Origin of the sequence: Denitratimonas organivorans (assembly GCF_037478135.1) — a bacterium.
GTDB lineage: Bacteria > Pseudomonadota > Gammaproteobacteria > Xanthomonadales > Xanthomonadaceae > Denitratimonas.
This window is the reverse complement of sequence record NZ_JBBHDV010000004.1, coordinates 197,252-220,394: the sequence shown is the minus strand read 5'-3', so window position 1 is coordinate 220,394 and position 23,143 is coordinate 197,252. Positions and strand designations below refer to the sequence as shown.

Sequence of the window (23,143 nt, the reverse complement as noted above, 5' to 3'; positions counted from 1 at the left end):
ATGTTCATACCCCCATGTTGCGCCGCAACAATTGTTTACCCCGAACGAGGTACTTCGTGTTGCCCTATGTCGGGCTATCCCCTAAAATAAGAAGATTCTAATAAAAAAGAGGTGGATGTTGGAAAACTACGATGACCTGCAGCAGAGCTATGGCCGCTGCCTGCGCGAGAAGAACTTCATCGAGCGTTTCTATGAAATCTTCATGGTCAGCCATCCCGACATCGCACCGATGTTCGCCAAGACCGATTTCAACACCCAGCGACTGGCCCTGCGGCGCGGCATCAGCGCCGGGATCGAGCATGCCAGTGGCAGCCGCCTGGCGGAGAACACTGTCAAGCGCATGGCCGAGGTGCACTCGCGCAAGGGTCGCGTTCCGGTGCCGCCCTCGCTCTACAGGTACTGGGTCGAAAGTCTGGTGACCGCCGTCAGCGAGACCGATCCGCAGGCCGATGACAAGCTGCTGGAGCGCTGGCGCAAAGGCATGAACAAGGTCATTTCCTCGTTCACCGAGCGGTATTGAGAAACAGCCGGTGACCGCTGAACGGCGATCACCGGTCCGGCAAGAAAAACGCGATACGTGGCCAGACCGCGCATCGCATTTTTCATTTGTCTGTCGTAATGCCCCGCAGCGATCCGGGCGCTGCCAGCATGCTGCTGCGGGTCACGCCCCCAAGCGGACGATGTACGAAGCCGGGGGCTGCCACACGGGGTTCCGGTGGCGGGAAATCAGCGGATGCGGCGCACCTTGGTCGTGGTGTTGTAACCCTCGACCCGCAGCGTCCAGCTGTTCATGAAGCCGGGCCGGATCGTGATCGAGGGGTTTTCCAGCTTCACGCCACGCCACGGATCATTGCCGACCTGCTGCCAGACCTGGCCGTTTTCCAGTTTGAAGATGGTCTTGCCTTCCCAGCCGCGGAACTCGCCCAGGATGCGGCTGTGCACTGGGCCATCGCCGGTATCGGCCACGGCAGGGCCGTCGCTCACGGGCTGCCCGCCGTACGCTGCGCTGCCGCCGACATTCTGCTGCAACCAGGCATTGAGCTGGGCCAACTCTTCCGGACTCAGCTTGTCCAGACCGGCGGCGCGGAACTGCGCCACGCTCATGCGCTCCTCCAGCGTGGAAAACGACTGCGCGGCGGCGAACGGCGCCAGGCCGCAGGCGAGGAGGCCCAGTACCAGGGCCAGACGACGGGAAGCGGGCAGAAGGGTTCGGGTCACGGTGGCACCGATGATGAAGGGGAAGGCGTGAAGTCTAAGACCGTGGCCGGATAGTGCAAAGCTGCGCTCAGCCGGTCGAGGTGTCGAGATGTGAATCCGGCGAGCGTACATGACTTGAATTTGACGCACTGAACCAGGCTGCGGTACTGCACACGGGGCCTGCAGACGGACAAGGCGCTGTGCTTGTACGGTATCCAGCGAGGCATCTACCTGGATGCGCCTGAAAAAACAGGGACGGATTCCTGCGAACCCATCCCTGCGTATTCCTCGTGAACTGCCACCACGTCCCGTGTCAGTTGCCGCCGGTGGCCGCCAGCTTGCGCAGCACGTAGTGCAGGATGCCGCCGTGGCGGAAGTATTCGACTTCCTTGGGCGTGAGCAGCAGTACTTCGGCCTGGAAGTTCAGCTGGGTGCCGTCCGGGCGGCGTGCCACCACCTTGGCGAAGCGGGCGGTGCCGTTTTCCAGTCCCTGGATGTCGAACACCTCGTCGCCGCGCAAGCCGAGCGAACTGATCGATTGGCCTTCGACAAAGCGCAGCGGCAGCACGCCCATGCCGACCAGGTTGGAGCGGTGGATGCGCTCGAAGCTTTCCGCGATCACCGCCTTGACCCCGAGCAGGTTGGTGCCCTTGGCGGCCCAGTCGCGCGAGGAGCCGGTGCCGTATTCGTGGCCAGCCAGCACCACCAGCGGCAGCCCGCGTTCGCGGTAGGCCATCGCGGCGTCATAGATCGACATGCGCTGCGGCGGCGCGTCGTCCTCGGGCGGGTAATACAGCGTGTTGCCGCCTTCCTCGCCGCCCAGCATCAGGTTCTTGATGCGGATGTTGGCGAACGTGCCGCGCAGCATCACATCGTCATTGCCGCGACGGCTGCCGTAGGAGTTGAAGTCGGCCGGTTGCACGCCGCGCCCGAGCAGGTAGCGCCCGGCCGGGGAGTCCTTCTTGATGCTGCCGGCCGGGGAAATGTGGTCGGTGGTGATCGAGTCGCCGAACAGGCCCAGCACCCGTGCCCCGGAGATGTCTTCGATATGGCCCGGCTGGGCCGGCATGCCGTCGAAGTAGGGCGGGTTCTTGATGTAGGTGGAGGACGCCTCCCAGGCGTACAGCGCGTCGTCGGGGGATTCGATGCTGTTCCAGCGGCTGTCGCCCTTGAATACATCGGCGTAGTTCTGCTTGAACATTTCCGGGCCGATGGTGCTGGCGATGAAGTCCCCGATTTCCTTGTTGCTGGGCCAGATGTCGCGCAGGAACACCGGCTGGCCGTCGCGGTCGAGGCCGAGCGGTTCACGGGTGAGATCGATATCGACGGTGCCGGCGATGGCATAGGCCACCACCAGCGGCGGCGAGGCGAGGTAGTTCATCTTCACTTCGGCGTGGATGCGGCCTTCGAAGTTGCGGTTGCCCGAGAGCACCGAGGCCACGACCAGATCACCTTCGGCAATGCCGGCCGAAACTTCCGCTGGCAGCGGGCCGGAGTTGCCGATGCAGGTGGTGCAGCCGTAGCCGACCACGTAGAAGCCGAGCTTTTCCAGATCGGCCAGCACGCCGGCCTTGTCCAGATAGTCGGTGACCACGCGCGAGCCGGGCCCGAGCGAGGTCTTGACCCAGGGCGCGGGCTTCAGGCCGCGTGCGGCGGCATTACGGGCCAGCAGGCCGGCGCCAAGCATCACCGCCGGGTTCGAAGTGTTGGTGCAGGAGGTGATCGCGGCGATCACCACGGCGCCGTCCTTGAGCGCGACCTGTTCACCGTTGAGGGTGATGCGCGCCACACCCTTCTGCAGGTTCTCGTTGCCAACCGCGGCCGAGCCGCCTTCTGCGATGAAATCGGCGATGTCGCGGCTGCGCTTGTCGCGCAGCGGGGTGAACGAAGGCAGCGAGCCGCGATAGTTGCGCTGCATGTCTTCCAGCAGCACGCGGTCCTGCGGACGGCGCGGACCGGCCAGCGACGGTTTCACCGTGCCCATGTCCAGGCGCAGCGTGGCGCTGTACTGCGCCGGAGGGCTGTCCTGGTCGTGCCACAGGCCTTGGGCGCGGGCATAGGCTTCCACCAGCGCGATCTGTTCCTCGCTGCGGCCTGACAGGCGCAGGTAGCGGATGGCTTCGGCATCGATCGGGAAGATGCCGCAGGTGGCGCCATATTCGGGCGACATGTTGCCGATGGTGGCGCGGTCAGCGAGGGGCAGATGCTGCAGGCCGGAGCCGAAGAACTCGACGAACTTCCCGACCACGCCGTGCTGGCGCAGCATCTGGGTCACGGTCAGCACCAGATCGGTGGCGGTGGCGCCTTCGGGCAGCTTGCCGGTCAGCTCGAAGCCGACCACCTGCGGGATCAGCATTGAGGACGGTTCGCCCAGCATCGCGGCTTCGGCCTCGATGCCGCCCACGCCCCAGCCCAGCACGCCGATGCCGTTGATCATCGTGGTGTGGCTGTCGGTGCCGAACACGGTGTCCGGGTAGGCGAACAGCTCGCCGTTGCGTTCGCTCGCCATCACCACGCGGGCGAGGTTTTCCAGATTGACCTGGTGCACGATGCCGGTGTTGGGTGGCACCACGCGGAAATCGTCGAATGCCTTCTGGCCCCAGCGCAGGAAGGCGTAGCGTTCACGGTTGCGCTCGAATTCGATGCGGCCGTTGACGTCCAGCGCGTTGGCCTGGCCGAACACGTCCACCTGCACCGAATGGTCGATGACCAGCTCGGACGGAATCTGCGGGTTGATCTGCTCGGGCTTGCCGCCGAGCTTGACCACGGCATCGCGCATCGCGGCCAGATCGACCACGCAGGGCACGCCGGTGAAGTCCTGCAGCACCACGCGCGCCGGCATGAAAGCGATCTCGGTGGCGGGCTCGGCGGCTGGATTCCAGTTGGCCACCGCTTCGATGTGTTGCGCGGTGACGCTGACGCCATCTTCGTTGCGTAGCAGGTTTTCCAGCAGGATTTTTAGCGAGAAGGGAAGCCGGCTGAGGTCGAAGCGCTCGCCCAGTTTCGGCAGGCTGGCGTAGTGGTATTGCTTGCCACCGACATCGAGGGTGGCGCGGGTGGCGAAGGTGTCTTTCACGGGTAGAACTCCTGTGGCAGGGCAGGGGCGGCCCCCTGCGAACGCTATGTGAAGTTGTTCCCGTCAAGTATACGGCCCCGCGATGTGCTGGCCCTGAAGCTCTCTCAAGGTTCGAAGCCGTCGGCGAACAAGTTGTACGGATCGGGGCGTTCGTATGCGCCGATGTCGCAACGGGCGATGCCGTCGCCGTTGCCATCCAGCGGGCGCGGGTTGCCGCGCGCATCGGTGCCAAAGCAGGCGATTCCCGTTGAGCCCGTGTCGGTCAACGGCCCATCCGCCGCGTAGGCGATAACCGGCATGTCCTGGCTCACGTCCAGAGCGTATGGCGCGGTGGTAGCCAGCAGGGTGGCACCGGGCTGGAGTTTCTGCGCACAACTGGATGCGACAAAGGCATTGAACGCACTCTGGGCTGCTGCGACGGTGGAGGCGTCGAAATGACACCCCGTGTCGCCGCTGCTGACGTGTCCCAGTGCGTTGTGGGAGATGTAGCCGAGTATCGACGAGGTAACGTAAAGGTGTGCGCCAGAGGGGGCGCTGTTGTTTTCGAAGGTATTGAAGTGCAGTTCCGGAACGGTGTGATCCAGAACGAGCGCACCGCCTGCCTGGGAGGCTTGATTGGCGTGGAAGGTGTTGTTCATCAGGTCCGCTGTAATCCTGTCGCCGACATTGCTTCGGCGAAGATAGGCAACACCGCCGTACGCTGCCTGGTTGTTGGTGAAGTAGTTCCGTTCGAAGAAGATCTGGCAATCTGCAAAACAGCCTGACGAAATCGCACCGCCGTGGCTTGGATGGGTTTCACCTGTCGCACGGTTGTTGGCGAAGATGCTGTCGCGCAGCACCAGTTGTGTCAGGTTGGTGCCGGTGCTGATGGCACCGCCATTGGCGAAGATCAGTTCCGCCCGGTTGTTGTGGAAGCGGCTGTTTTCGATGCGGAGACTCTCCCCCAGAAAGGAGATCGCACCACCTCCGCCGCTGGCGAAGCCGGTTGTGTCGTTGAAGACGCGATTGTTGGAAAACAGCGTGTCTTGAACCGTCATCCACGCAAAGGTGTTTCTCACGATGATGGCACCGCCGGCGGTGTTGACGTTGTCTTGTGCGATGGACTGACAGTCGGTGAACTGGCTTTGCCCGATGGTCACGATCATTCTTGGATCATTGATGTTGCTGCGCCCTGCCGCGATGCAGCCACCGCTGCTGTGGCTGCGCCCCCCTTCGAAACGCATTCCGGTAATGCCAATGCGTTCCACGGTGTGGGAGAAATTCATGATGGCCGTGGTGCTGCCGTCATGCGCGATGATGCGTGGATTGCTGTTGCCGCCCTCGATGGCGAAATCTCTTTTCGTTATCACCGGGAGCGGGCCGAGCAACTGGATTGTGCCGTTCTGCGGATAGTCCTGGGCTAGAAAGTAGATCCGGACTACATCATCGGATTGGCTGTTTGCCGTGACGATGGCCTCGCGCAACGATCCGGGGCCGCTGTTGTTGGTGTTGCTGACCCAGTAGGAAAGAACGGCTTGTGCGCTGGGCGAGGCCAGGCACAGCACTGCTGCGGCCAGCGTGGAAATGATGAGGGATCGCATGGCTCAATCCTTGTGATAACGCACGGAGCCGGAGATGGTCACGCCGCGATTCTCGACAGGGTCGACCACGATCTTGCTGGCATCCTCGGAGAAGGCCAGAAACCGACCCTCGAAGTTCACCTCGAAGCCTTTTATGACGGGAACACCGGTGAAGGAGTCCTTTTCGTGATCCAGGGTGCCGATGGTGAGCGTGCCCTGTTGCATCCGCAGTGAGATGCTTTCGTGGCCAGGGACGCCGGTGAGCGTCATGCTGGGGGCGGTTTCTCCCTTATCCGCATCGATGGCGACGGCGCCTTCCGTCATGGGCAGGTTCTCCATGCGTGCGCCGCTCTTGAGCATCTGCTGGCCTTCAAGGCGATGGGCGCTCAGTTCCAGGTCGACGAGGTTTTCGTCTTTGAATGTCGCACCGTACTGAATGGCGGTGCCGGCGAAGATTTCCTTGAATCCGATGCGGCGGATCGCGATGCCGCGCGCTGTATTGGGCTTGCGTGCGTTGTCGACTTCCTTGGCGATGATGCGATCCACCGCGCCGCTGCCGGTGGGCGGTGTATCCGGGCTTTGCGCGCCGCAGGCGGTCAGTGCGGGGAGGCAGAGGGCGGCGATAAAGAGAAAGGCGGGCTTGGATGTCATGCGATGTGCTCCAGGAAACGGGATAGGTTCAGTGGGTGCCGGGTTCGGCGGTATCGGGTTCGGCCACCAGCGGGATCACGAAGTCGTTGGCCTGTCCCGGCACGATCTCGACCTCGCCTCGAAACTCGACTTCGCCCGGCCCTTGGGTGTAGACCTCGTAGCGGCCCGGCTCGAATTCGCCTTCGCCCACGATCATCTCGGTCTGTGGTGCCCACGCTTCCGGACTCATGTCGGCGTCCAGCGGAATCGCCGACCAGCTCAGTGCGATCTGCGGGAAGTTGGCGGGAATGCGGAAGGTGGCGCGCACCAGCGGCAACGCGTCCTGTGCCGGGTCGGCGCGGACTGCTGCGGCAGCGGCATCGGCAAGTTGCGCAGTCGTGGTGGTGTCTTCATCCACGTAGGCGATGCCCACGCCGAATTGGCGCGAGAACAAGACCTCGCGCCCGTTGGCCGAGAGGTAGCGCAGCTCGTAAAGCCCGGCCTCTGCCGGTGCGGTGAGGCGCATGTTTCCCTTGTGGGTGAGGGGATAACCCCAGCTCTTGCCGTAGGTTTGCGGCGGATCGTCGGGGCGGGCGATGACCACCCGTTCGCTGACCTGGTTGGGGCCGCGCCAGCTCAGTGCGAAGCGTTCACCGAGTGCCACCGAACCCACCGGATCGAAACCGTTGCTCGCCGCAACCACCTCGATCGCCTGGCGCGCAACCACGCTGCCGTTGGGGCCGGTGAGGATCAGGTCGTAGTCGCCTGGCTCAAGCGGTGCCCGCTTGCTGAAAGGGTTGTTGCCGCTTTCTCCGGCACCGCCGATCACGCCAAAGGAGGGGCTTGAGGGAGGCCTGCCTTCGCCGCGCCGAGTAAAGCCGGCGTAGTTGCTGGGATGTGCTGTTCCCCGGTAGCCGATGCGGTAGGTGTGGCCGGCCTCGGCCTTGTCGCCGATGTCGAAGAAGGCTTCCGGTTCGGGAGCGGGGGCGGCATCAAGCTGTTCGATGCGTGCCAGTGCGTCGCTCAATTCGCGGCCGCTCTGTGGCGTGAGCAGCAGGCCGCCGGTTGTATCGGCGATGCAGCGCATCGCGTTGGCCTGCTCGCTGGTCAGCCCGAAACCGACCGCATGTGCGCGGATCGATACGCCCTGTGCAGCCAGTTCGGCGGCCATGGCGCAGGGGTCCGCATCGCAGGTTTCCAGGCCATCGGTGACCAGGATGATGTCGGCACGTTCGGCGGTGCGCGGAATCTGGTGCGCTGCGATGCGCAGGCTTTCGGAAATGGGCGTCATGCCGCGCGGGCTTATCTTCGCCAGATGTCCGGACAGATTGGCGGCATCGTATACGCCGGGCGGGGCCACTACTTCGATGTCCAGGCAATCGCCACGCTGGCGATGGCCGTAGGCGATCACGCCAAGCGGTTCCTGTGGGTCGCGGCGTGCGAAGAAATCCGCCATTACCGTGCGCGCCACTTCGATCTTGCTCTTGCCGTCGTCCAGTTGGTCCCACATCGAGCCGGAAGCATCCAGGATCAGGATCGATACGTGATCAGACGGTTGCGCCACGCTGGCAGAGGCGGACAGAGCCAGGGCCAGCCCGATTGCGGGCAGGTGGAGGGGATGTCTGAAGCGGAAGGACGATGTCACGGGCAGGCTCCGGAAGCGCATGGGGATATCTGAACCAAACAAGGTCCGATGCCGGGCGAGGACATGCGGGGTGGCACTCCGGGGACTTCGCGCTGGTCAGGCCAGGAATGTCCTCGTCGTGCGCGTTTTGCTGTCTGCGTGTCGCACCTGGCGATGCGCAGCGGGGATCCGGCATGTGCCACACTTCCGGCATGAGCCTGGATTCATTGCCTATCCCCGCCGCCGCTTCGGACCAGGACCGTGCCCTGCTGCGCGAACTGATCGACGTGCTGTATGCGGACCTGCGCCAGATGGCCCATCGCGAGCGCTTTCGCCAACGCGCCGGTGCCACGTTGAACACTACGGCACTGGTCAACGAAGCCTGGCTGAAACTCCAGCGCATGCCGGGTTGGCGTGGCCGCAGGCATTTCCTGGGTACCGCAGCGCTGGCGATGCGCCATGTGCTGATCAACGACGCGCTCGCGCGCCGTGCCGAAAAGCGCAGCCAGGACATCGCCATGCTGCCGCTGGAGGAAGCACTCGACGTACCGGCCGGCAGCGACGAACAGCTCCTGCACATACACGATGCGGTCGAGAAACTGGCCGGGCTCAGCCCGCGTCTGGCACAGGTGGTGGAGTGCCGTTACTTCGCCGGTTTCAGCGACGCACAGACCGCCGAGGCAATGGGCGTGACCACGCGCACGGTGCGGCGCGACTGGGCCAAGGCCCGCGCCTGGCTGTATTCGGAACTGGGCGAAGGTGAAGCGGCATCGATTGACGAGCACGTGGCGCCGTGAGTGGTCCGAGTCAGGAAGCGATCCACTTCGCACGCATCGAGGCGTTGCTGGATGCGGCGCTGGACCTTCCCGAAGACGAGCGCAAGCACTGGCTGGATACGGCGTGTGCGAATGATCCCGCGCTGCATGGCGAGGTGACGCGCCTGCTCGATGCGATGGCGCGTTCAGTCGGCTTTCTGGAAAACCCGGAAGATGCGGTGCCTGTATCCGATGACATGAGCGGCCAGCGGCTGGGGCCGTGGCGATTGTTGCAGCCCACAGGGCAGGGAGGCACCGGCGAAGTCTGGCTGGCCGAACGCGCCGATGGGCGCTTCGAGCAACAGGTGGCGGTGAAACTGCTGCACCGCTGGCGCGAGGACACTTCGGCGCGGCTGGAACGCGAGCAGGCCCTTTTGGCGCGGCTGGATCATCCCGGCATCGCGCGCCTGATCGACGCCGGTGCCATGGCCGATGGTCGGCCCTACATGGTGATGGAATACATCGCAGGCCGCTCGCTGATCGAACACTGCGAGCAGGGTGCGCTGCCGCTGGTGGCGCGCTTGGCCTTGTTCCTCCAGGTCTGCGATGCGGTGGCCTACGCACACCGTCATCTCGTGGTGCATTGCGACCTCAAGCCGCAGAACATCCTGCTGCGCCCGGGTGGCCGGGTTGCCCTGCTGGATTTCGGCATCGCCCGATTGATTGACGTCGACCTGCGTGCGCCCACCGTTTCTGGCGCGGGCATCGCCCAGCTCACGCCGTGGTACGCGGCACCCGAACAATTGAGCGGTGCCGAGCCGACCACCTCTGCCGATGTCTATGCCCTGGGATTGATCCTGCACGAACTGCTGACCGGGCAGTCGCCTTGGGGCAGCAAGGCTGGTTCGGGCGGCCTGGCGCTGCTGGAACGCACCCTCGTCGGGCCGCCGCCAGCGCCCAGCACGCAGGCGGGCACACCGTCGCAGGCCCGGCAATTGCGCGGCGATCTGGATGCCATCGTTGCCAGGGCCCTGCAGCCGGAACCCGATGCCCGTTATGCCTCGGTCGAGGCTTTGCGCGACGACCTGGCCCGCCACCTTTCCCGGCAACCGGTGCATGCCCGCGGCGATGCGTTTTTCTATCGCCTGGGTTGCACCCTGCGGCGTCACTGGTTGCTCGCCGGTGTTTCCTCGCTGCTGGTCCTCAGCGTGCTGGCCGGTAGCTTCAGCGTGATGTTGGCGCAGCGCCAGACCGAGCGCGAACGCGACGCGGCCCGCACCGAAGCCCTGCGCGCCAAGGGTGTGCGCGATGCGCTGGCACACATGTTCCGCGATGCCGGCCAGCGCAGCGACGCAGCCGGCGCATTGACCGCCAAGCAGATATTGCAACAGGCAGCGGCCCGCATCGACGCCCATTTCAGCGACGACCCGGCCACCGCCGCCCAGGTATTGCATGCACTGGGCGAGTTGCACCTGTACATCAACGACTATGCCGCCGCCGAGCCGTTGCTGCGCAATTGGCTGGCACGGGAGTCGTTGGTCGACGATCCGGACATGGCGGCCGATGTGCGCTTTGCCCTGGCCGAAGCGTTGTTTCGAATGGGACAAGCCGCCGAGGCGGTGGACTTGTTGCATGCGGCGCAGTCTCATTGGCAGGGCTTGCCGCAGCGGCATGCGGAGCGCCTGTTGACCAGTCGCATGCTGCAATCGCAACTGGAGCGCCAGCGCGGCGAGATCGAACTGGGCATCCAGACGCTGGAGGCCAGCCTGCCGCAGCGTCTGCAACGCTCCGGCGAAGAGGATTTCGAAACCGCCGCCCTGCTCACCAACCTGGGCGCGGCCTATATCCAGGCTGGCCGCATCGATGAAGGCATCCAGACCTCGCAGCGCGCCATGCGGGTGTGGCGCAGCCTGCATCTGGAGGCAGGCAATGATGCGCTCAACACCCTCAACAACCTGGCTGCCGCCTACTTCCGGCGCGGTGAGTTGGAGCAGGCTGCTGCCCATTTCGAGATGGCCCTGGCCATTCGTCGCGCCGCGTTCGGCCCATCTGCCGCAACGGCCGCATTGATCGGAAACCAGGCACGGATGTTGCAGGCGCGCGGCGACGTGTCGGCTGCCTTGGAACTGATCGAAGAAGCCGAGCCGATGGCCCTGACGCATGCCGGCGATGCCAGTCCGCTGACGCTGTCTTTGCAGGTCACGCGAGCGGAGCTCCTGTTGTCATCCGGAGCCCATGCTCCGGCCAGCGAGGTGCTCGACTTGCTCGAAGCACGGGACGATGTGCCCGCATTGCTGCAACTTCGCCTAGCCTTGTCGCGCACCTGGCTGTTGCGCGACAGCGGGGAACCGGTTGCTGCATCGCAGCATCTGCAAAGTGTCCGGGCAATGGCCGACCAGTTGGGGCCACAGGCACAGCCCCTGCGTGCGCAGATCGAGGCGATGGCCGCATCGTTGCGGTGATGCGCAAATGGGCTGCCTTCAGATCAGCCGCCAGGAAATCGCCTTCAACGCGGCCTGGGTGCGGTCGCGGGCGTCGAGCTTGGCGAGGATGTCGGAGACGTAGTTCTTCACCGTGCCTTCGGCCAGAAACAGGGCACGAGCGATCTCGCGGTTGGCGTAGCCGCCGGCCATCAGGCGGAGGATGGCGATTTCGCGCTCGCTCAGCGCTGGTGCGTCGCGTCCGGTCAGGCTGGCGTCCGGCGTGGTGACGCTGGTTGGCTGCGGCTGGAACACGCGACCACCACGGGCCAGCGCGAAGATCGCGTCGATCAACTGTTCCGGGCGGGTGTTCTTCAGCATGAAGCCCTGCGCGCCGGCCTCGATGGCGCGGTCGCACAAGGCGTTGTCGTCGAAGGTGGTCAAGAGCAGCACCGGCGTCGGGTTGCCGCGCCGACGCAGTTCGGCCAGCGCGGAAAATCCGTCGCGCGCCGGCATGCGGATATCCATCACCACGACTTCCGGCGAGGCGGCATCGATGCCGACCAGCAGGCCGTCGCCATCGCGCGCTTCCAGCACCACTTTCACCCGGCCCGAGAGGGCGAGCAGGCTCTTGACGCCTTCGCGCACCAGATCCTGGTCGTCGACCAGGGCAATGCCGACGATCTCGTTCATGACTGGGATACGCTTTGTGCGGGCAGCCGGACATGCAGGCGAAAGCCGCGCCCCGGCGCGCTGTCGATGAAAAGCTGACCGTCGCATTCGGCCAGTCGCTCGCGCATGCCGGTGAGGCCGTGGCCTTCGCGCGGCGTGGCACAGCCGTGGCCGTTGTCTTCGATGTACAGGTCGAGGGTGCCGTCGGCCTCGCGCAACGTCACCCGCACGCGTCGCGCGCGACCGTGGCGCACGGCATTGGTCAGCGCCTCCTGCACCAGGCGCAGCAGGACATCGGCGCGATCGACGTCGTCGAGCTGCAGTGTCGGCGGAAGATCAAGCATGACGTCGATGCCGGGAAAGCCACCGCAGGCCGTCGCCAGCAGATCGGTCACGGCGACGCCATCGTGGCGACGCAACTGGCCGACCACGGCGTGGATGTCGTCGAGCAGGCGATCGGCCAGTTCGCTTGCGGCAGTGAGGCGGTGGTGGCGAGCGGTTGCGTCGGGCAGGCGCTGGGCCAGTTCCAGGTGCAGCTTGAGGCCGGTCAGTGCATGGCCGGCGACATCATGCAATTCGCGTGAAAGTCGCAACCGTTCGCCGTTGCGCACGCCTTCGGCGAGCAAGCCGCGCGTCGCCAGCAAGTGCGCGTTGACTGCGGCCAGTTCCTCGTTGGCGCGTCCGGCGCGGAAAGCGAAATGCGCGGTAAGCCAGGCGAACCACTGGAAGCTGGCATACAGTGCGGTGGAAAACACCGCACGCGGTTGCTGATGGACGTGCTGCAACAGCCACCACAGCGCCAGATCGACGCAGAGCATCAGCGCGGCGGCGCGCAGCGGGGTGGTGCGATCGGGCAGTTGCGCGGCGATCAGGATCAGCAGGATCGGATTGAAGCCGTCGAAGATCAGGTACAGGTTGCCCAACGCAGCCAGAAATTGTGCGGCAATGGCGACCTTGCTCCAGAACCCGCGGCTGTCCAGCAGGGTATTGGCGAGGAAACCGCCGAAGAACAGCACCAGCGTCACGACGCAGGTTGCGTAGCGACCCGTGTCCGTGATGCGTCCAGGCTCGATCTGGTTGGCCGCGATCAGCACGATGAGTCCGTAACCGAGCAGATTCAGCGGCGCGATCATGCGCCGGTGGGCCGGTGCGATGCGGGGCGGGAACGACGAGGTTGGGGCGCTGGCGACCATGGCGGGAGTGTATGCGCGCCCAGGCGTGTTGGAGCCGTGCTGGCCGCACAAGGTGACTTTCGGCACCCGCTGCGGTGACGGCGGGCACCTGATCGCATGGCGCGGCGCCGCGACACTGGCTTCCCCCGCTACTGCACGAGGATTCCGCCATGAAGCGTCATGCGTTGTGTTTGTTCGTCCTGTCCTGTCTGGGTGTCGCGTCGGCGATGGCCGCCGATCTCGATGTCCGCCTCAGCGGTGTCGCCAGCGCCAACGGTCATGTGCTGGTGGCGCTGTACGACTCCGAGGACGGCTGGGACGGCCGCGCTCGCTCGCTCGCCGCACAGAAGATTGCCGCCACCGAGGGCGCGATCGAGCTGCGCTTCGCCGATCTGGTGCCGGGTCGCTATGGCGTGCTGGTGCTGCACGACGAGAACGACAACGGCAAGCTCGATACCAATATGCTCGGCATCCCGCGCGAGGGCTACGGCTTCAGCAACAATCCGAGGCTCATGCGTCGGGCAAAGTTCGAGGAAGTCGCGTTCGGGGTGCCGGAGGAGGGTGTCGGCATCGTGGTGGAGATGCGCTGATGCACCGTCGTGACTTGCTTCGCGGGCTGCTGGCAACGGCCTCTGCCGGGCTGGTTCCCGCAGGCCTGCTGCGTGCGGCGGAATGCGATCCATTGCACGAGGCGTTCCATGCCGCGCTGGCCGGTCACGACTGGCTGCTCGGCTGGCAGGGTTTCGACGGCGAGGCGCTGGCCGAACGCACGCTGCGCTGGGAAGGCAGGCCGCCGGCGGGGCTTTCCGGCACGCTCTATCGCAACGGCCCGGCACGTTTCGAGCGTACCGGCCAGCGCTATCGACACTGGTTCGACGGCGACGGCCTGGTGCAGGCCTGGCGATTGCGCGATGGTGCGCTGACGCATCGCGCGCGCATGGTCGCCACGCCCAAGTTCGTGGCCGAGCAGGCTGCCGGGCGGTTCCTGCGAACGACAGCCGGTACCGTCATCGACGATGCCGAAGCGGTGCAAGGCAACGACGATCTCAATGTCGCCAACACATCCGTGCTGCATCACGCGGGCCGCATGTACGCCTTGTGGGAAGGTGGCTCGGCTTGGGAGCTCGATGCCGAAACGTTGCACGCACGCGGTCCACGCCAGTGGGGCAACGCGGAATTTGCCGGTTTGCCGTTTTCCGCCCATCCGCTGCGCGACGTCGATGGCAGTCTTTGGAATGTCGGATTGGCGGCCTATGCGACCACGCCGACGCTGCTGGTCTGGCGCATCGATGCGGCTGGCGAACACGCCACCGTTGCCCCGATCACGCTGGAGAAGCGGGGTTACCTGCACAGCTTCGTGCAGACTCGCCGCCATCTGGTGTTCGTGCTGGCGCCGTGGCTGTACCGGCCCGAGGCGGATGGTGCGTTCTTCGAGCGCATGCACTGGACGCCGGAGGCTGGCTGCGAAGTCATTGTCGTCGCCAAGGATGCGCTTGACCGCCCGCGCCGGTATCACCTGTCGGCGGGCTTGGCCTTTCACCACACCGATGCGCATGAAGAGGCTGACTGCATCGCGTTGCATGCCTGCTGGCACGCCGACGGTGCGGCGCTGATCGACAGTCTGAGCGCACCGATGCGCGGTGAAGCACGCCCCTTGCCAGCCAGCGGACCACTGGCGCGGATCGAACTGCCGCTGGACGCAGGCGAAGCGCGATTGTCGCAGGCCGGGCCGGATCGCACCGAGTTCCCGGTCTGGGACACACGCCACCACGATTCAGGCGGTCGCTGCTGGTTCACTGCGCGCAGCGATATGCGTTCACCGTATCTGGACAGCGTACTGTCCTGGGATGCGCGCCGCGATCGCGTGGACCGTTTCGTCTACGGCAGCGACTGGCTGGTGGAAGAACACCTGTTCGTGCCGCGTTCGTTCAACGCCCGCCGCGACGACGGCTGGTTGCTCGGCACCGCCCTACACTTGCCCAGCCGCCGCCTGTGCCTGTCGGTATTCGACGCCGCCCGCATCGCGGATGGCCCACGCTGCCGCGCCTTTCTGCCGCAATGGTTGCCATTGGGATTTCACGGCAGCTTCGTCATGGCGTGATCGCCGAGGACGGTTACGCCGCGGGAATCCCGGGATTGTTGCTGCTGGACGGATTGATGGTCCGGGTGGCTGTGCCTTTCGCGAACATGCGTGGGTGGTGGAATGCCGCGCGACAGAATCGCTCGTTTCAGCTCGCCATCGTTGGCGTTGAACGGGCAATATCCATGCACTCATGGTTGTATGCCAGTCAGGGTATGCAAGAAAAAGTATGTATACTTCGTTCCGATTTTTCCTGTCGGAGCGCCTCATGGAAGCCACTGTTGCCGAACGCGGGCAGATCACCTTGCCCAAGGCCGTGCGCGATGCCCTCGGCCTGACCAAGGGCACCACGTTGAAAGTGGAGCTTGAAAGCGGTCGCATCATCCTGCGCAAGAACGTGGACGATGCGATTTCCCGTGCCCGTGGACGCTTCAAGCTGCCGCTCGGCACGACCACCGACGACATCATGCGCGAGTTGCGTGGTCGTGCGCCGGGCGATCCGCTGGAACCCTTTGAAGTGCTGCGCGATCCGGCGGATTACGATCCGACGGGCCTGCTTGACCCGGGCAAGAAATGATCGCCGTGGATACCAACGTGCTGATCGATCTGCTCGGCGAGGACGTGCGGGCCGATGCGGCGGAAAGCTGCGTGCGCGATGCCCTGATGCTTGGCCCGGTGGTGGTCTGCGACGTGGTGGTGAGCGAAATCACCGCTGGCTTGGGCCACGGTGCCGACATCATGGACGTGGTCGAGGAGATGGGCCTGCGCTATCTGCCCATCGAGCGTCGCGCCGCGATCCGTGCTGGTGAAATGCAGCGCCGCTTCAACCAGCGGCGCAAGACCTCGGGCCTGGGTCAGGCGGTCCGCACCGTGCCCGACTTCCTGGTCGGTGCCCATGCCCTGTTGCAGTGCAATGGCCTGATCACCCGCGACGGCGGATTTTTTCGCGACTACTTCAAGGGCCTGCGGGTCATCGAACCGTCGCCGGTCTGATTCCACACTTCCCGAAACTTTTTCCACTCCCCCCACACGCCACCGGAGAACCCGAATGTTCCTCGCCAGTTACCGCCAACATATCGCCGAACGCGCCGCGCTCGGCATCCCGCCGCTGCCGCTGAGCGCGCAGCAGACCGCCGAGGTCATCGAGCTGCTGAAGAACCCGCCGGCCGGCGAGGAGCAGTTCCTTGTCGAGCTGCTGTCCCACCGTGTGCCTGCCGGCGTCGACGACGCCGCCAAGGTCAAGGCCAGTTATCTGGCGGCCGTGGCATTCGGCAAGGAAACCTGCACGCTGATTTCACGCGAGAAGGCTACCGAGCTGCTCGGCACCATGCTGGGCGGCTACAACGTCGCGCCGCTGATCGAACTTCTTGATGACGCCACCCTCGGCCCGGTCGCCGCGGAAGGCCTGAAGCACACCCTGCTGGTGTTCGATGCCTTCCACGACATTGAGGAGAAGGCCAAGGCCGGCAACGCCAACGCGCGCGCGGTGCTGCAGAGCTGGGCCGACGCCGAATGGTTCACCTCGAAGCCGGAAGTGCCGGAGTCGCTGACCATCACCGTGTTCAAGGTGCCGGGCGAGACCAATACTGACGACCTGTCGCCGGCACCCGACGCCACCACCCGACCCGACATCCCGATGCACGCGCTGGCGATGCTGAAGAACAAGCGCCCCGACGCGCCCTTCGTGCCGGAAGAAGACGGCAAGCGCGGCCCGATCCAGGAGATCCTGTCGCTGAAGGAGAAGGGGCACCTGGTCGCCTACGTCGGCGACGTGGTCGGCACCGGCTCCAGCCGCAAGTCGGCCACCAACAGCGTGCTGTGGTGGACGGGCGAGGACATCCCCTACATCCCGAACAAGCGCTTCGGCGGCGTCTGCCTGGGCGGCAAGATCGCACCGATCTTCTACAACACCATGGAAGACGCCGGCGCGCTGCCGATCGAGCTCGACGTGTCGAAGATGGATCACGGCGACGTGGTCGAGCTGCGTCCGTACGAGGGCAAGGCGCTGAAGGGCGGTGAGGTGATCGCCGAGTTCGAGGTCAAGTCCGACGTGCTGTTCGACGAGGTGCGCGCCGGCGGCCGCATCCCGCTGATCATCGGCCGTGGCCTGACCGCCAAGGCGCGCGAGTCGCTGGGCCTGCCGGCCACCGACCTGTTCCGCCAGCCGGCCGCGCCGGCCGACACCGGCAAGGGCTTCACGCTGGCGCAGAAGATGGTCGGCCGCGCCTGCGGCCTGCCGGAAGGCCAGGGTGTGCGCCCGGGCACCTATTGCGAGCCGAAGATGACCACCGTGGGCTCGCAGGACACCACCGGCCCGATGACCCGCGACGAGCTGAAGGACCTGGCCTGCCTCGGCTTTTCCGCCGACCTGGTAATGCAGTCGTTCTGCCACACCGCGGCGTATCCGAAGCCGGTGGACGTGAAGACCCACCACACCCTGCCGGAGTTCATCTCCACTCGTGGCGGCGTGTCGCTGCGCCCGGGCGACGGCATCATCCACAGCTGGCTCAACCGCATGCTGCTGCCCGACACCGTCGGCACCGGCGGCGACTCGCACACGCGCTTCCCGATCGGCATCTCGTTCCCGGCGGGCTCGGGCCTGGTGGCCTTTGCCGCCGCCACCGGCGTGATGCCGCTGGACATGCCCGAGTCGGTGCTGGTGCGCTTCAAGGGCAAGATGCAACCCGGCGTGACCCTGCGCGACCTGGTGCACGCGATTCCGCTGTACGCCATCAAGCAGGGCCTGCTGACCGTGGCCAAGCAGGGCAAGAAGAACATCTTCTCCGGCCGCATCCTCGAGATCGAGGGCCTGCCCGAGCTCAAGGTCGAGCAGGCCTTCGAGCTGGCCGACGCCTCGGCCGAGCGCTCAGCCGCCGGCTGCACCGTGCGTCTGGACAAGGCGCCGATCATCGAATACCTCACCAGCAACATCGTGCTGCTGAAGTGGATGATCGCCGAAGGCTACGCCGACGCCCGCACCCTGCAGCGCCGCATCGCGAAGATGGAAGAGTGGCTGGCCGACCCGCAGCTGCTTGAGCCCGATGCCGACGCCGAGTACGCCGCGGTGATCGAGATCGACCTCGACGCGATCGTCGAGCCGATCGTGTGCTGCCCGAACGATCCGGACGACGCGAAGACCCTGTCCGACGTGGCCGGCGACACCATCGACGAGGTGTTCATCGGCTCGTGCATGACCAACATCGGGCACTTCCGGGCCGCCGCGAAGCTGCTGGAAGGCCAGCGCGACATTCCCACGCGCCTCTGGGTGGCCCCGCCGACCAAGATGGACGCCGCCGAGCTGACCAAGGAAGGCCACTACGGCACCTTCGGCACCGCCGGCGCGCGCATGGAAATGCCCGGTTGCTCGCTGTGCATGGGCAACCAGGCCCAGGTGCGCGAGGGCGCCACGGTCATGTCCACCTCCACGCGCAACTTCCCCAACCGCCTGGGCCGCAACTCCAACGTGTACCTGGGCTCGGCGGAACTGGCGGCGATCTGCTCCCGCCTGGGCCGCATCCCGACCCGCGAGGAGTACCTGACCGACGTCGGCGTGATCAACGACAAGGGAGAGGAGATCTACCGCTACATGAACTTCGATCAGATCGAGGAGTACCGCGAGGTGGCGGAGGGCGTGACCGCGGCCTGATCCCCGGCGCCGCAGCCGCAGACACGGAAACGCCCGGCATCGCCGGGCGTTTCTCTTTGTGGGATCACCTTCTTGCAGCTGCAGCTGTCTGTGGGAACGGCTATAGCCGCGATTGCAATGCGACACCACTTGTCGCACCCATTCGGCTTCGTTTGACCGGAGCCCTCACCCCTTCTTCTGCTTCGGAATAAATATCGTCACCGAGATCAGTGCGGCGATCGCCATCAGCGCGTTGAAGGCCAGGCCGACCATGCCGGCTTCGCGTACGGCCAGATTGTCCTGGCGGCCGGAGAACTCGATCACGCTGCCGACCACTTCCAGACCGGTGCTGGCCAGCGCGGTGAACAGCGCCGCCGAAGCGGCCACACCGAAAGCGGCGCCCAGCGACGAGGCCATCTTGTAGATGCCCGCACTGGCGCCGGCCTGATCGCCCGGCAGGTTGGTCAGTGCCGCATCCGTCGAGGGCGTGGCATAGAACGCCAGGCCCAGCCCGAACAGCGAGCAGGCGAGCGCGGCCAGCATCGTGTACTGCCATTGCAGGGTATGCGTGCCCACCAGCAGCAGGGTCGCGGCCAGCACAATCAGGCAGCCCCACAGCATCGAGGTGCGGGGGCCGAAGCGTTGCAGCAGCTTTTCGCCGACCCGGATGAAGACGATGATGCAGGCCACATAACCGATGGTCAGATATCCGGCCGTGGCCGCCGACATCCCGGCCGTGCCCTGCAACACCCACAGCGACACTGTCAGCGCGCCGGCAGTGCCATTGATCAGGAAGTTGGAAATCGTGGCGCCGGTGAACACGGTGTTGCGGAACAGCTTGAAGTCCACCAGCGGGCTCGTCGCGTGCAACTCGGCGTTGATGAAGACACCGAAGGCGGCGATGAACAGTCCGAACAGGCCCCAGGTCAGCATATTCGCCCAGCCGATGGTCGAGCCTTGCGTCACCACGATCAGCAATGCTGCCAGGCCCACCGCCATGGAAATGATGCCGATCCAATCGGTCTTGCCGGGCCGGCCAGCGGTGCGGACTCGGGGATCTGCCGCATCAGCGCGATCGAGGCCACCGACACCAGCGCGCAGATCACAAAGATCGCGCGCCAGCCCAGCACCGTGGAGGCCATGAAGCCGCCGAAGATCGCGATCATCCCCGAGCCGCCCCAGGAACCGATCGACCACATCGACACCTCGCGCTGGCGGTCGCGGCCGTCCCAGCAGGCCTTCAGAAGGGCCATGGCGCAGGGCATGATCGCGCCGGCGGCCAGGCCTTGGAGGATGCGGCCCAGCAGGATCATCGGCGTGGCCAGCGCGCCCTCGATCGCGAACGCGATCAGCAGCGAACCGACAATGTTGAGCACTTTGCCGAGGAAGACGATCTTCACCCGGCCATAGCGATCACCGAGGCCGCCGAGCACCACGATGAACATGCCCGAGAACAGCGCCGACAGCGAGATCGCGATGTTCATCACCGGCATCGGCATGCCGACATCCTCGGCCATCAGTGGGCCGATGTTCATCGTGGTCTGCGCGAACAGCCAGAAGGTGACGACCGCCAGCACGATGCCGAACAGGGCCGAATCGTTGCCCTTGAAACCGGTGGGGTTCACCGGTGCGGTATCGGCGGCGCTCATGACTTGCTCCTGATCAGCCACGGCGAGGCGGTCACGATGATCGCCTCGGTGCCACGGTCCAGCGAAGGCGGCGCGCACCTTCGCCGTCGGTTCGGCATGATTGGAGGTCAGCGGGTACTGGTCGTAATAGCGGAACTCCGGCGGCTTCGGCAAACGCGCCGCCTCACACTCGGCGCGGACGATGCGTTCGATGGCCTCGTGCAGATGCTTTTCGACATCCTTGTTGAAGGCACGGGTATTGAGTCGCAGCACGGCCGAATCGGGAATGATGTTGGACTTGGTGCCGGCGTGGAAACTGCCGACCGTGACCACGGCGGTTTCCTTCGGCGCCACCTCGTGCGAGACGATGGTTTGCAAACGTCCCACGATGGCCGAGCCGAGCACGATCGGGTCCACACCCAGGTTCGGCATCGAGCCGTGCGAACCCTTGCCGTGCAGCGTGATTTCAATCGATGCGGCAGCGGAAAACAGCGGGCCGGGACGGATGCCGACAGCACCGCCGGGCAGGCTGCCAAGCACATGCTGGCCCAGATACACATCCGGCTTGGGCACCTTGTCGACGATGCCGTCGGCGACCATCGCCTTGGCACCGGCAGCGTTTTCCTCGCCCGGCTGGAACACCGCGATGAAGGTGCCCGACCAGTGCTCGCGATGCGTGTGCAGCGCCTCGTCGACACCGTAAGCGGCCAACTCCGCCTCGATCTTTTCGGCGGTGCGGTACTCCTGCAACGACAGCTCGGGATGGCGGTGGAAATCCTTGTACAGCGCCTCGCGGTGCTCGCGTCTACTGGCAAGATCGGAAAGGATCGACGGGATCGACATGGAGGGCCTCCGGGAAGCGGGATGTCATCCGCGTTGGCCAGGGAAACGGCCGACACGGGCCTGCATCGCGATCCTCGCAGTGATCCCGGCCGCGCGATATGACAGCGCAAGTCGTGCATCGCGGCTGTGAAGGTGGTGGTGCCGGCCTTTCCCTGCCATGCCCGGATCATCGACAATGGCCCGTGCACGAAGCGGTCTTCAGGCATCGCGGGGCAGTGGCCTTGCGGGATGCGGAACCGGCTTCACCTTTCCGCCTGCCTGCAACGGACACGACATCGTGACTGACGCCATCACTACCCCGCGCAACACCGACATCGCCATCATCGGCAGCGGCATCGTCGGGCTTTCCTGTGCCTTCCACCTGCAACAGCTCGGGCGCGATTGCCTGCTGATCGATCCGCACGGTTTCGGGCGTGAAACCTCTTACGGCAATGCCGGTTCGATCTCGATCGGCAACCTGTTGCCGCAGTCCACGCCGGGCATCATGGGCAAGGGGCTGGGCATGATGTTCGATGCCGATGCACCGCTGAAGCTGGATTACGGCGCGTGGCGCAACTGGTTCGGCTGGCTGTTGCGCTTCGTGCGCGAAGGCGGCAAGGGCCGGGTGATGCCGATCATCGATGCAATGCACGCGATCAATACCGCCTCGCGTGATGCCTGGCTGGATCTGGCCGAGGCCATCGATGCGCGCGAACTGGTGGCCGATACCGGTTATCTGCATGTCTACGGGCAGGAATCCACGTTCGAGGCCGGCGCCTGGGAGCGGCAGCTGATGAGCGAACGCGGGGTCAGCTACCAGGTGCTGGACGCGCAGCAATTGCGTGACCTGGAGCCTGGCATCGGCGAGCAGTTCACCCGCGCCGTATTCCAGGACCAGTCGCTGGCGATGCGGGATCCCGGCCAGTTCTGCCAGCGGCTGGGCGAAGCGCTGGAAGCGTGCGGCGTGCAGAGTTTTCGCGCTGCAGTGGCGCAGTTCCGAGCGGAGCAGGGTGGTTATCGCATCGTCACCGATCACGGCAGCGTGCAGGCCAAGGCCGTGGTAGTGGCGGCCGGTGCCTGGAGCAATGCGCTGCTGCGCGATTTCAATACCCGCATTCCGGTGATTCCGGCGCGCGGTTATCACCTGATGTATCCGAAACAGGCCGACGTGGTGCACCGCCCCACGCTCTGGGCTGAGCGTTACATGGTGCTGTCGCCGATGGTGCAGGGCATCCGCATGACCAGCATCAAGGAACTGACCGCCATCGGGCGCGACCCGCATTACCACCTGATCCAGCGCCGCGATGCCGATGCACGGAGATTGTTCCCCGGTCTGCAGGGCGAAGTCCGGGCCGAATGGTCCGGTTATCGCCCGTGCACACCGGATTCGTTGCCGATTATCGATCGCTTGGGCGAACACGAGATTTATCTGGCCACCGGTCATGGCCATCTGGGATTGACCCAGGCGCCGATCACCGGACGCCTGGTGGCCGACATGATGGCCGCACGCGAGCCAGCGATTCCATTGGCACCGTATCGACGCGCACGCTTTGACTGATCTGCCTGCGGTGATTCCGCAGGCTCCCTTGACGCGGTGTTTGACGCCGCTGGTCGGTGATATTCCAAACGCACGGTGAAACGGGCATCATTATCCGCAGCCATTGGCGGTGATTGCCGCGTGGCTGTTGCAGGCGTGTCGGCCGATGACATGCCGGGATTCACCGGCAGGCAGGATCGCCTTCGTATTGGAACCGCAACCGTCCTACAGGGGGGGCGCACCATGCAGCAGGCCACCCGGCTTGGGCTATCGTATATCGATCCATCCGCGCACCGGAGTCATGGCGGGGCAGGGTTGAGCAATTGCGATGGCGCGCATGCTGCGG

Annotated in this window: 18 protein-coding genes; 9 read left to right on the top strand and 9 right to left on the bottom strand. The window is 65.1% G+C overall.

The window, feature by feature from the left end:
• The first annotated feature begins 115 nt into the window (after positions 1–115).
• Entirely contained in the window at positions 116–520 is a 405-nt protein-coding gene (locus WDB66_RS06355) for a globin (RefSeq protein WP_339397691.1), read from the top strand.
• A gap of 206 nt (positions 521–726) precedes the next feature.
• Here the strand turns inward: WDB66_RS06355 and WDB66_RS06350 are convergent, their stop codons facing one another.
• From WDB66_RS06350 to WDB66_RS06330, 5 genes are all read right to left on the bottom strand, one after another.
• On the bottom strand, positions 727–1,218 hold the full coding sequence (locus WDB66_RS06350; RefSeq protein ID WP_339397690.1) for a hypothetical protein: 492 nt from the start codon (positions 1,216–1,218) through the stop codon (positions 727–729).
• 292 nt (positions 1,219–1,510) lie between these two features.
• Positions 1,511–4,273: an aconitate hydratase AcnA gene (gene acnA / locus WDB66_RS06345; protein ID WP_339397689.1), complete on the bottom strand. Its 2,763-nt coding sequence runs from the start codon at positions 4,271–4,273 to the stop codon at positions 1,511–1,513.
• A gap of 104 nt (positions 4,274–4,377) precedes the next feature.
• Positions 4,378–5,853, bottom strand: a complete 1,476-nt coding sequence (locus tag WDB66_RS06340; protein ID WP_339397688.1) for a choice-of-anchor Q domain-containing protein — start codon at positions 5,851–5,853, stop codon at positions 4,378–4,380.
• A gap of 3 nt (positions 5,854–5,856) precedes the next feature.
• Positions 5,857–6,483, bottom strand: coding sequence for a hypothetical protein (locus tag WDB66_RS06335; protein WP_339397687.1), 627 nt, complete (start codon positions 6,481–6,483; stop codon positions 5,857–5,859).
• Positions 6,484–6,511: 28 nt separating this feature from the next.
• The gene (locus tag WDB66_RS06330) at positions 6,512–8,026 is read right to left on the bottom strand and encodes a vWA domain-containing protein (RefSeq protein WP_339397686.1); all 1,515 of its coding nucleotides are present in this window, start codon (positions 8,024–8,026) and stop codon (positions 6,512–6,514) included.
• Between the two features lie 254 nt (positions 8,027–8,280).
• Between WDB66_RS06330 and WDB66_RS06325 the strand changes: the two genes are divergently transcribed.
• Both WDB66_RS06325 and WDB66_RS06320 read left to right on the top strand, forming a co-directional pair.
• Positions 8,281–8,883 (top strand): ECF-type sigma factor, encoded by a 603-nt coding sequence (locus WDB66_RS06325; protein WP_339397685.1) that lies wholly within the window; start codon positions 8,281–8,283, stop codon positions 8,881–8,883.
• Positions 8,880–11,303 (top strand): serine/threonine-protein kinase, encoded by a 2,424-nt coding sequence (locus WDB66_RS06320; protein WP_339397684.1) that lies wholly within the window; start codon positions 8,880–8,882, stop codon positions 11,301–11,303. Before WDB66_RS06325 ends, WDB66_RS06320 begins: the two co-directional genes overlap by 4 nt.
• A gap of 18 nt (positions 11,304–11,321) precedes the next feature.
• On the opposite strand, the gene WDB66_RS06315 is transcribed toward WDB66_RS06320, so the two are convergent.
• On the bottom strand, positions 11,322–11,954 hold the full coding sequence (locus tag WDB66_RS06315) for a response regulator (RefSeq protein ID WP_339397683.1): 633 nt from the start codon (positions 11,952–11,954) through the stop codon (positions 11,322–11,324).
• Entirely contained in the window at positions 11,951–13,066 is a 1,116-nt protein-coding gene (locus WDB66_RS06310) for a sensor histidine kinase (RefSeq protein WP_339397682.1), read from the bottom strand. The genes WDB66_RS06315 and WDB66_RS06310 overlap by 4 nt, the downstream gene beginning before the upstream one ends.
• A gap of 209 nt (positions 13,067–13,275) precedes the next feature.
• On the opposite strand from WDB66_RS06310, the gene WDB66_RS06305 reads away from it, so the two are divergent.
• The 5 genes from WDB66_RS06305 to acnB all read left to right on the top strand — a co-directional run bounded on the left by WDB66_RS06305 (position 13,276) and on the right by acnB (position 18,831).
• A complete protein-coding gene (locus tag WDB66_RS06305; RefSeq protein WP_339397681.1) occupies positions 13,276–13,695 on the top strand; it encodes a DUF2141 domain-containing protein in 420 nt (139 codons plus the stop codon).
• Positions 13,695–15,206, top strand: a complete 1,512-nt coding sequence (locus WDB66_RS06300; protein ID WP_339397680.1) for a carotenoid oxygenase family protein — start codon at positions 13,695–13,697, stop codon at positions 15,204–15,206. Before WDB66_RS06305 ends, WDB66_RS06300 begins: the two co-directional genes overlap by 1 nt.
• 247 nt (positions 15,207–15,453) lie before the next feature.
• Positions 15,454–15,762, top strand: a complete 309-nt coding sequence (locus tag WDB66_RS06295) for an AbrB/MazE/SpoVT family DNA-binding domain-containing protein (RefSeq protein WP_339397679.1) — start codon at positions 15,454–15,456, stop codon at positions 15,760–15,762.
• Positions 15,759–16,178, top strand: coding sequence for a type II toxin-antitoxin system VapC family toxin (locus WDB66_RS06290; RefSeq protein ID WP_339397678.1), 420 nt, complete (start codon positions 15,759–15,761; stop codon positions 16,176–16,178). The genes WDB66_RS06295 and WDB66_RS06290 overlap by 4 nt, the downstream gene beginning before the upstream one ends.
• A 55-nt stretch (positions 16,179–16,233) precedes the next feature.
• Positions 16,234–18,831 carry a bifunctional aconitate hydratase 2/2-methylisocitrate dehydratase gene (gene acnB, locus WDB66_RS06285; RefSeq protein ID WP_339397677.1) on the top strand — a complete coding sequence of 866 codons (2,598 nt, stop codon included), beginning with the start codon at positions 16,234–16,236 and terminating at the stop codon, positions 18,829–18,831.
• A 165-nt stretch (positions 18,832–18,996) separates the two neighbouring features.
• Here the strand turns inward: acnB and WDB66_RS06280 are convergent, their stop codons facing one another.
• Positions 18,997–19,809, bottom strand: coding sequence for an MFS transporter (locus WDB66_RS06280; RefSeq protein WP_339397676.1), 813 nt, complete (start codon positions 19,807–19,809; stop codon positions 18,997–18,999).
• The gene (locus WDB66_RS06275) at positions 19,782–21,281 is read right to left on the bottom strand and encodes an MFS transporter (RefSeq protein ID WP_339397675.1); all 1,500 of its coding nucleotides are present in this window, start codon (positions 21,279–21,281) and stop codon (positions 19,782–19,784) included. The genes WDB66_RS06280 and WDB66_RS06275 overlap by 28 nt, the downstream gene beginning before the upstream one ends.
• Before the next feature lie 277 nt (positions 21,282–21,558).
• Between WDB66_RS06275 and WDB66_RS06270 the strand changes: the two genes are divergently transcribed.
• The gene (locus WDB66_RS06270; RefSeq protein ID WP_339397674.1) at positions 21,559–22,818 is read left to right on the top strand and encodes an NAD(P)/FAD-dependent oxidoreductase; all 1,260 of its coding nucleotides are present in this window, start codon (positions 21,559–21,561) and stop codon (positions 22,816–22,818) included.
• The last annotated feature ends 325 nt before the right edge of the window (positions 22,819–23,143 follow it).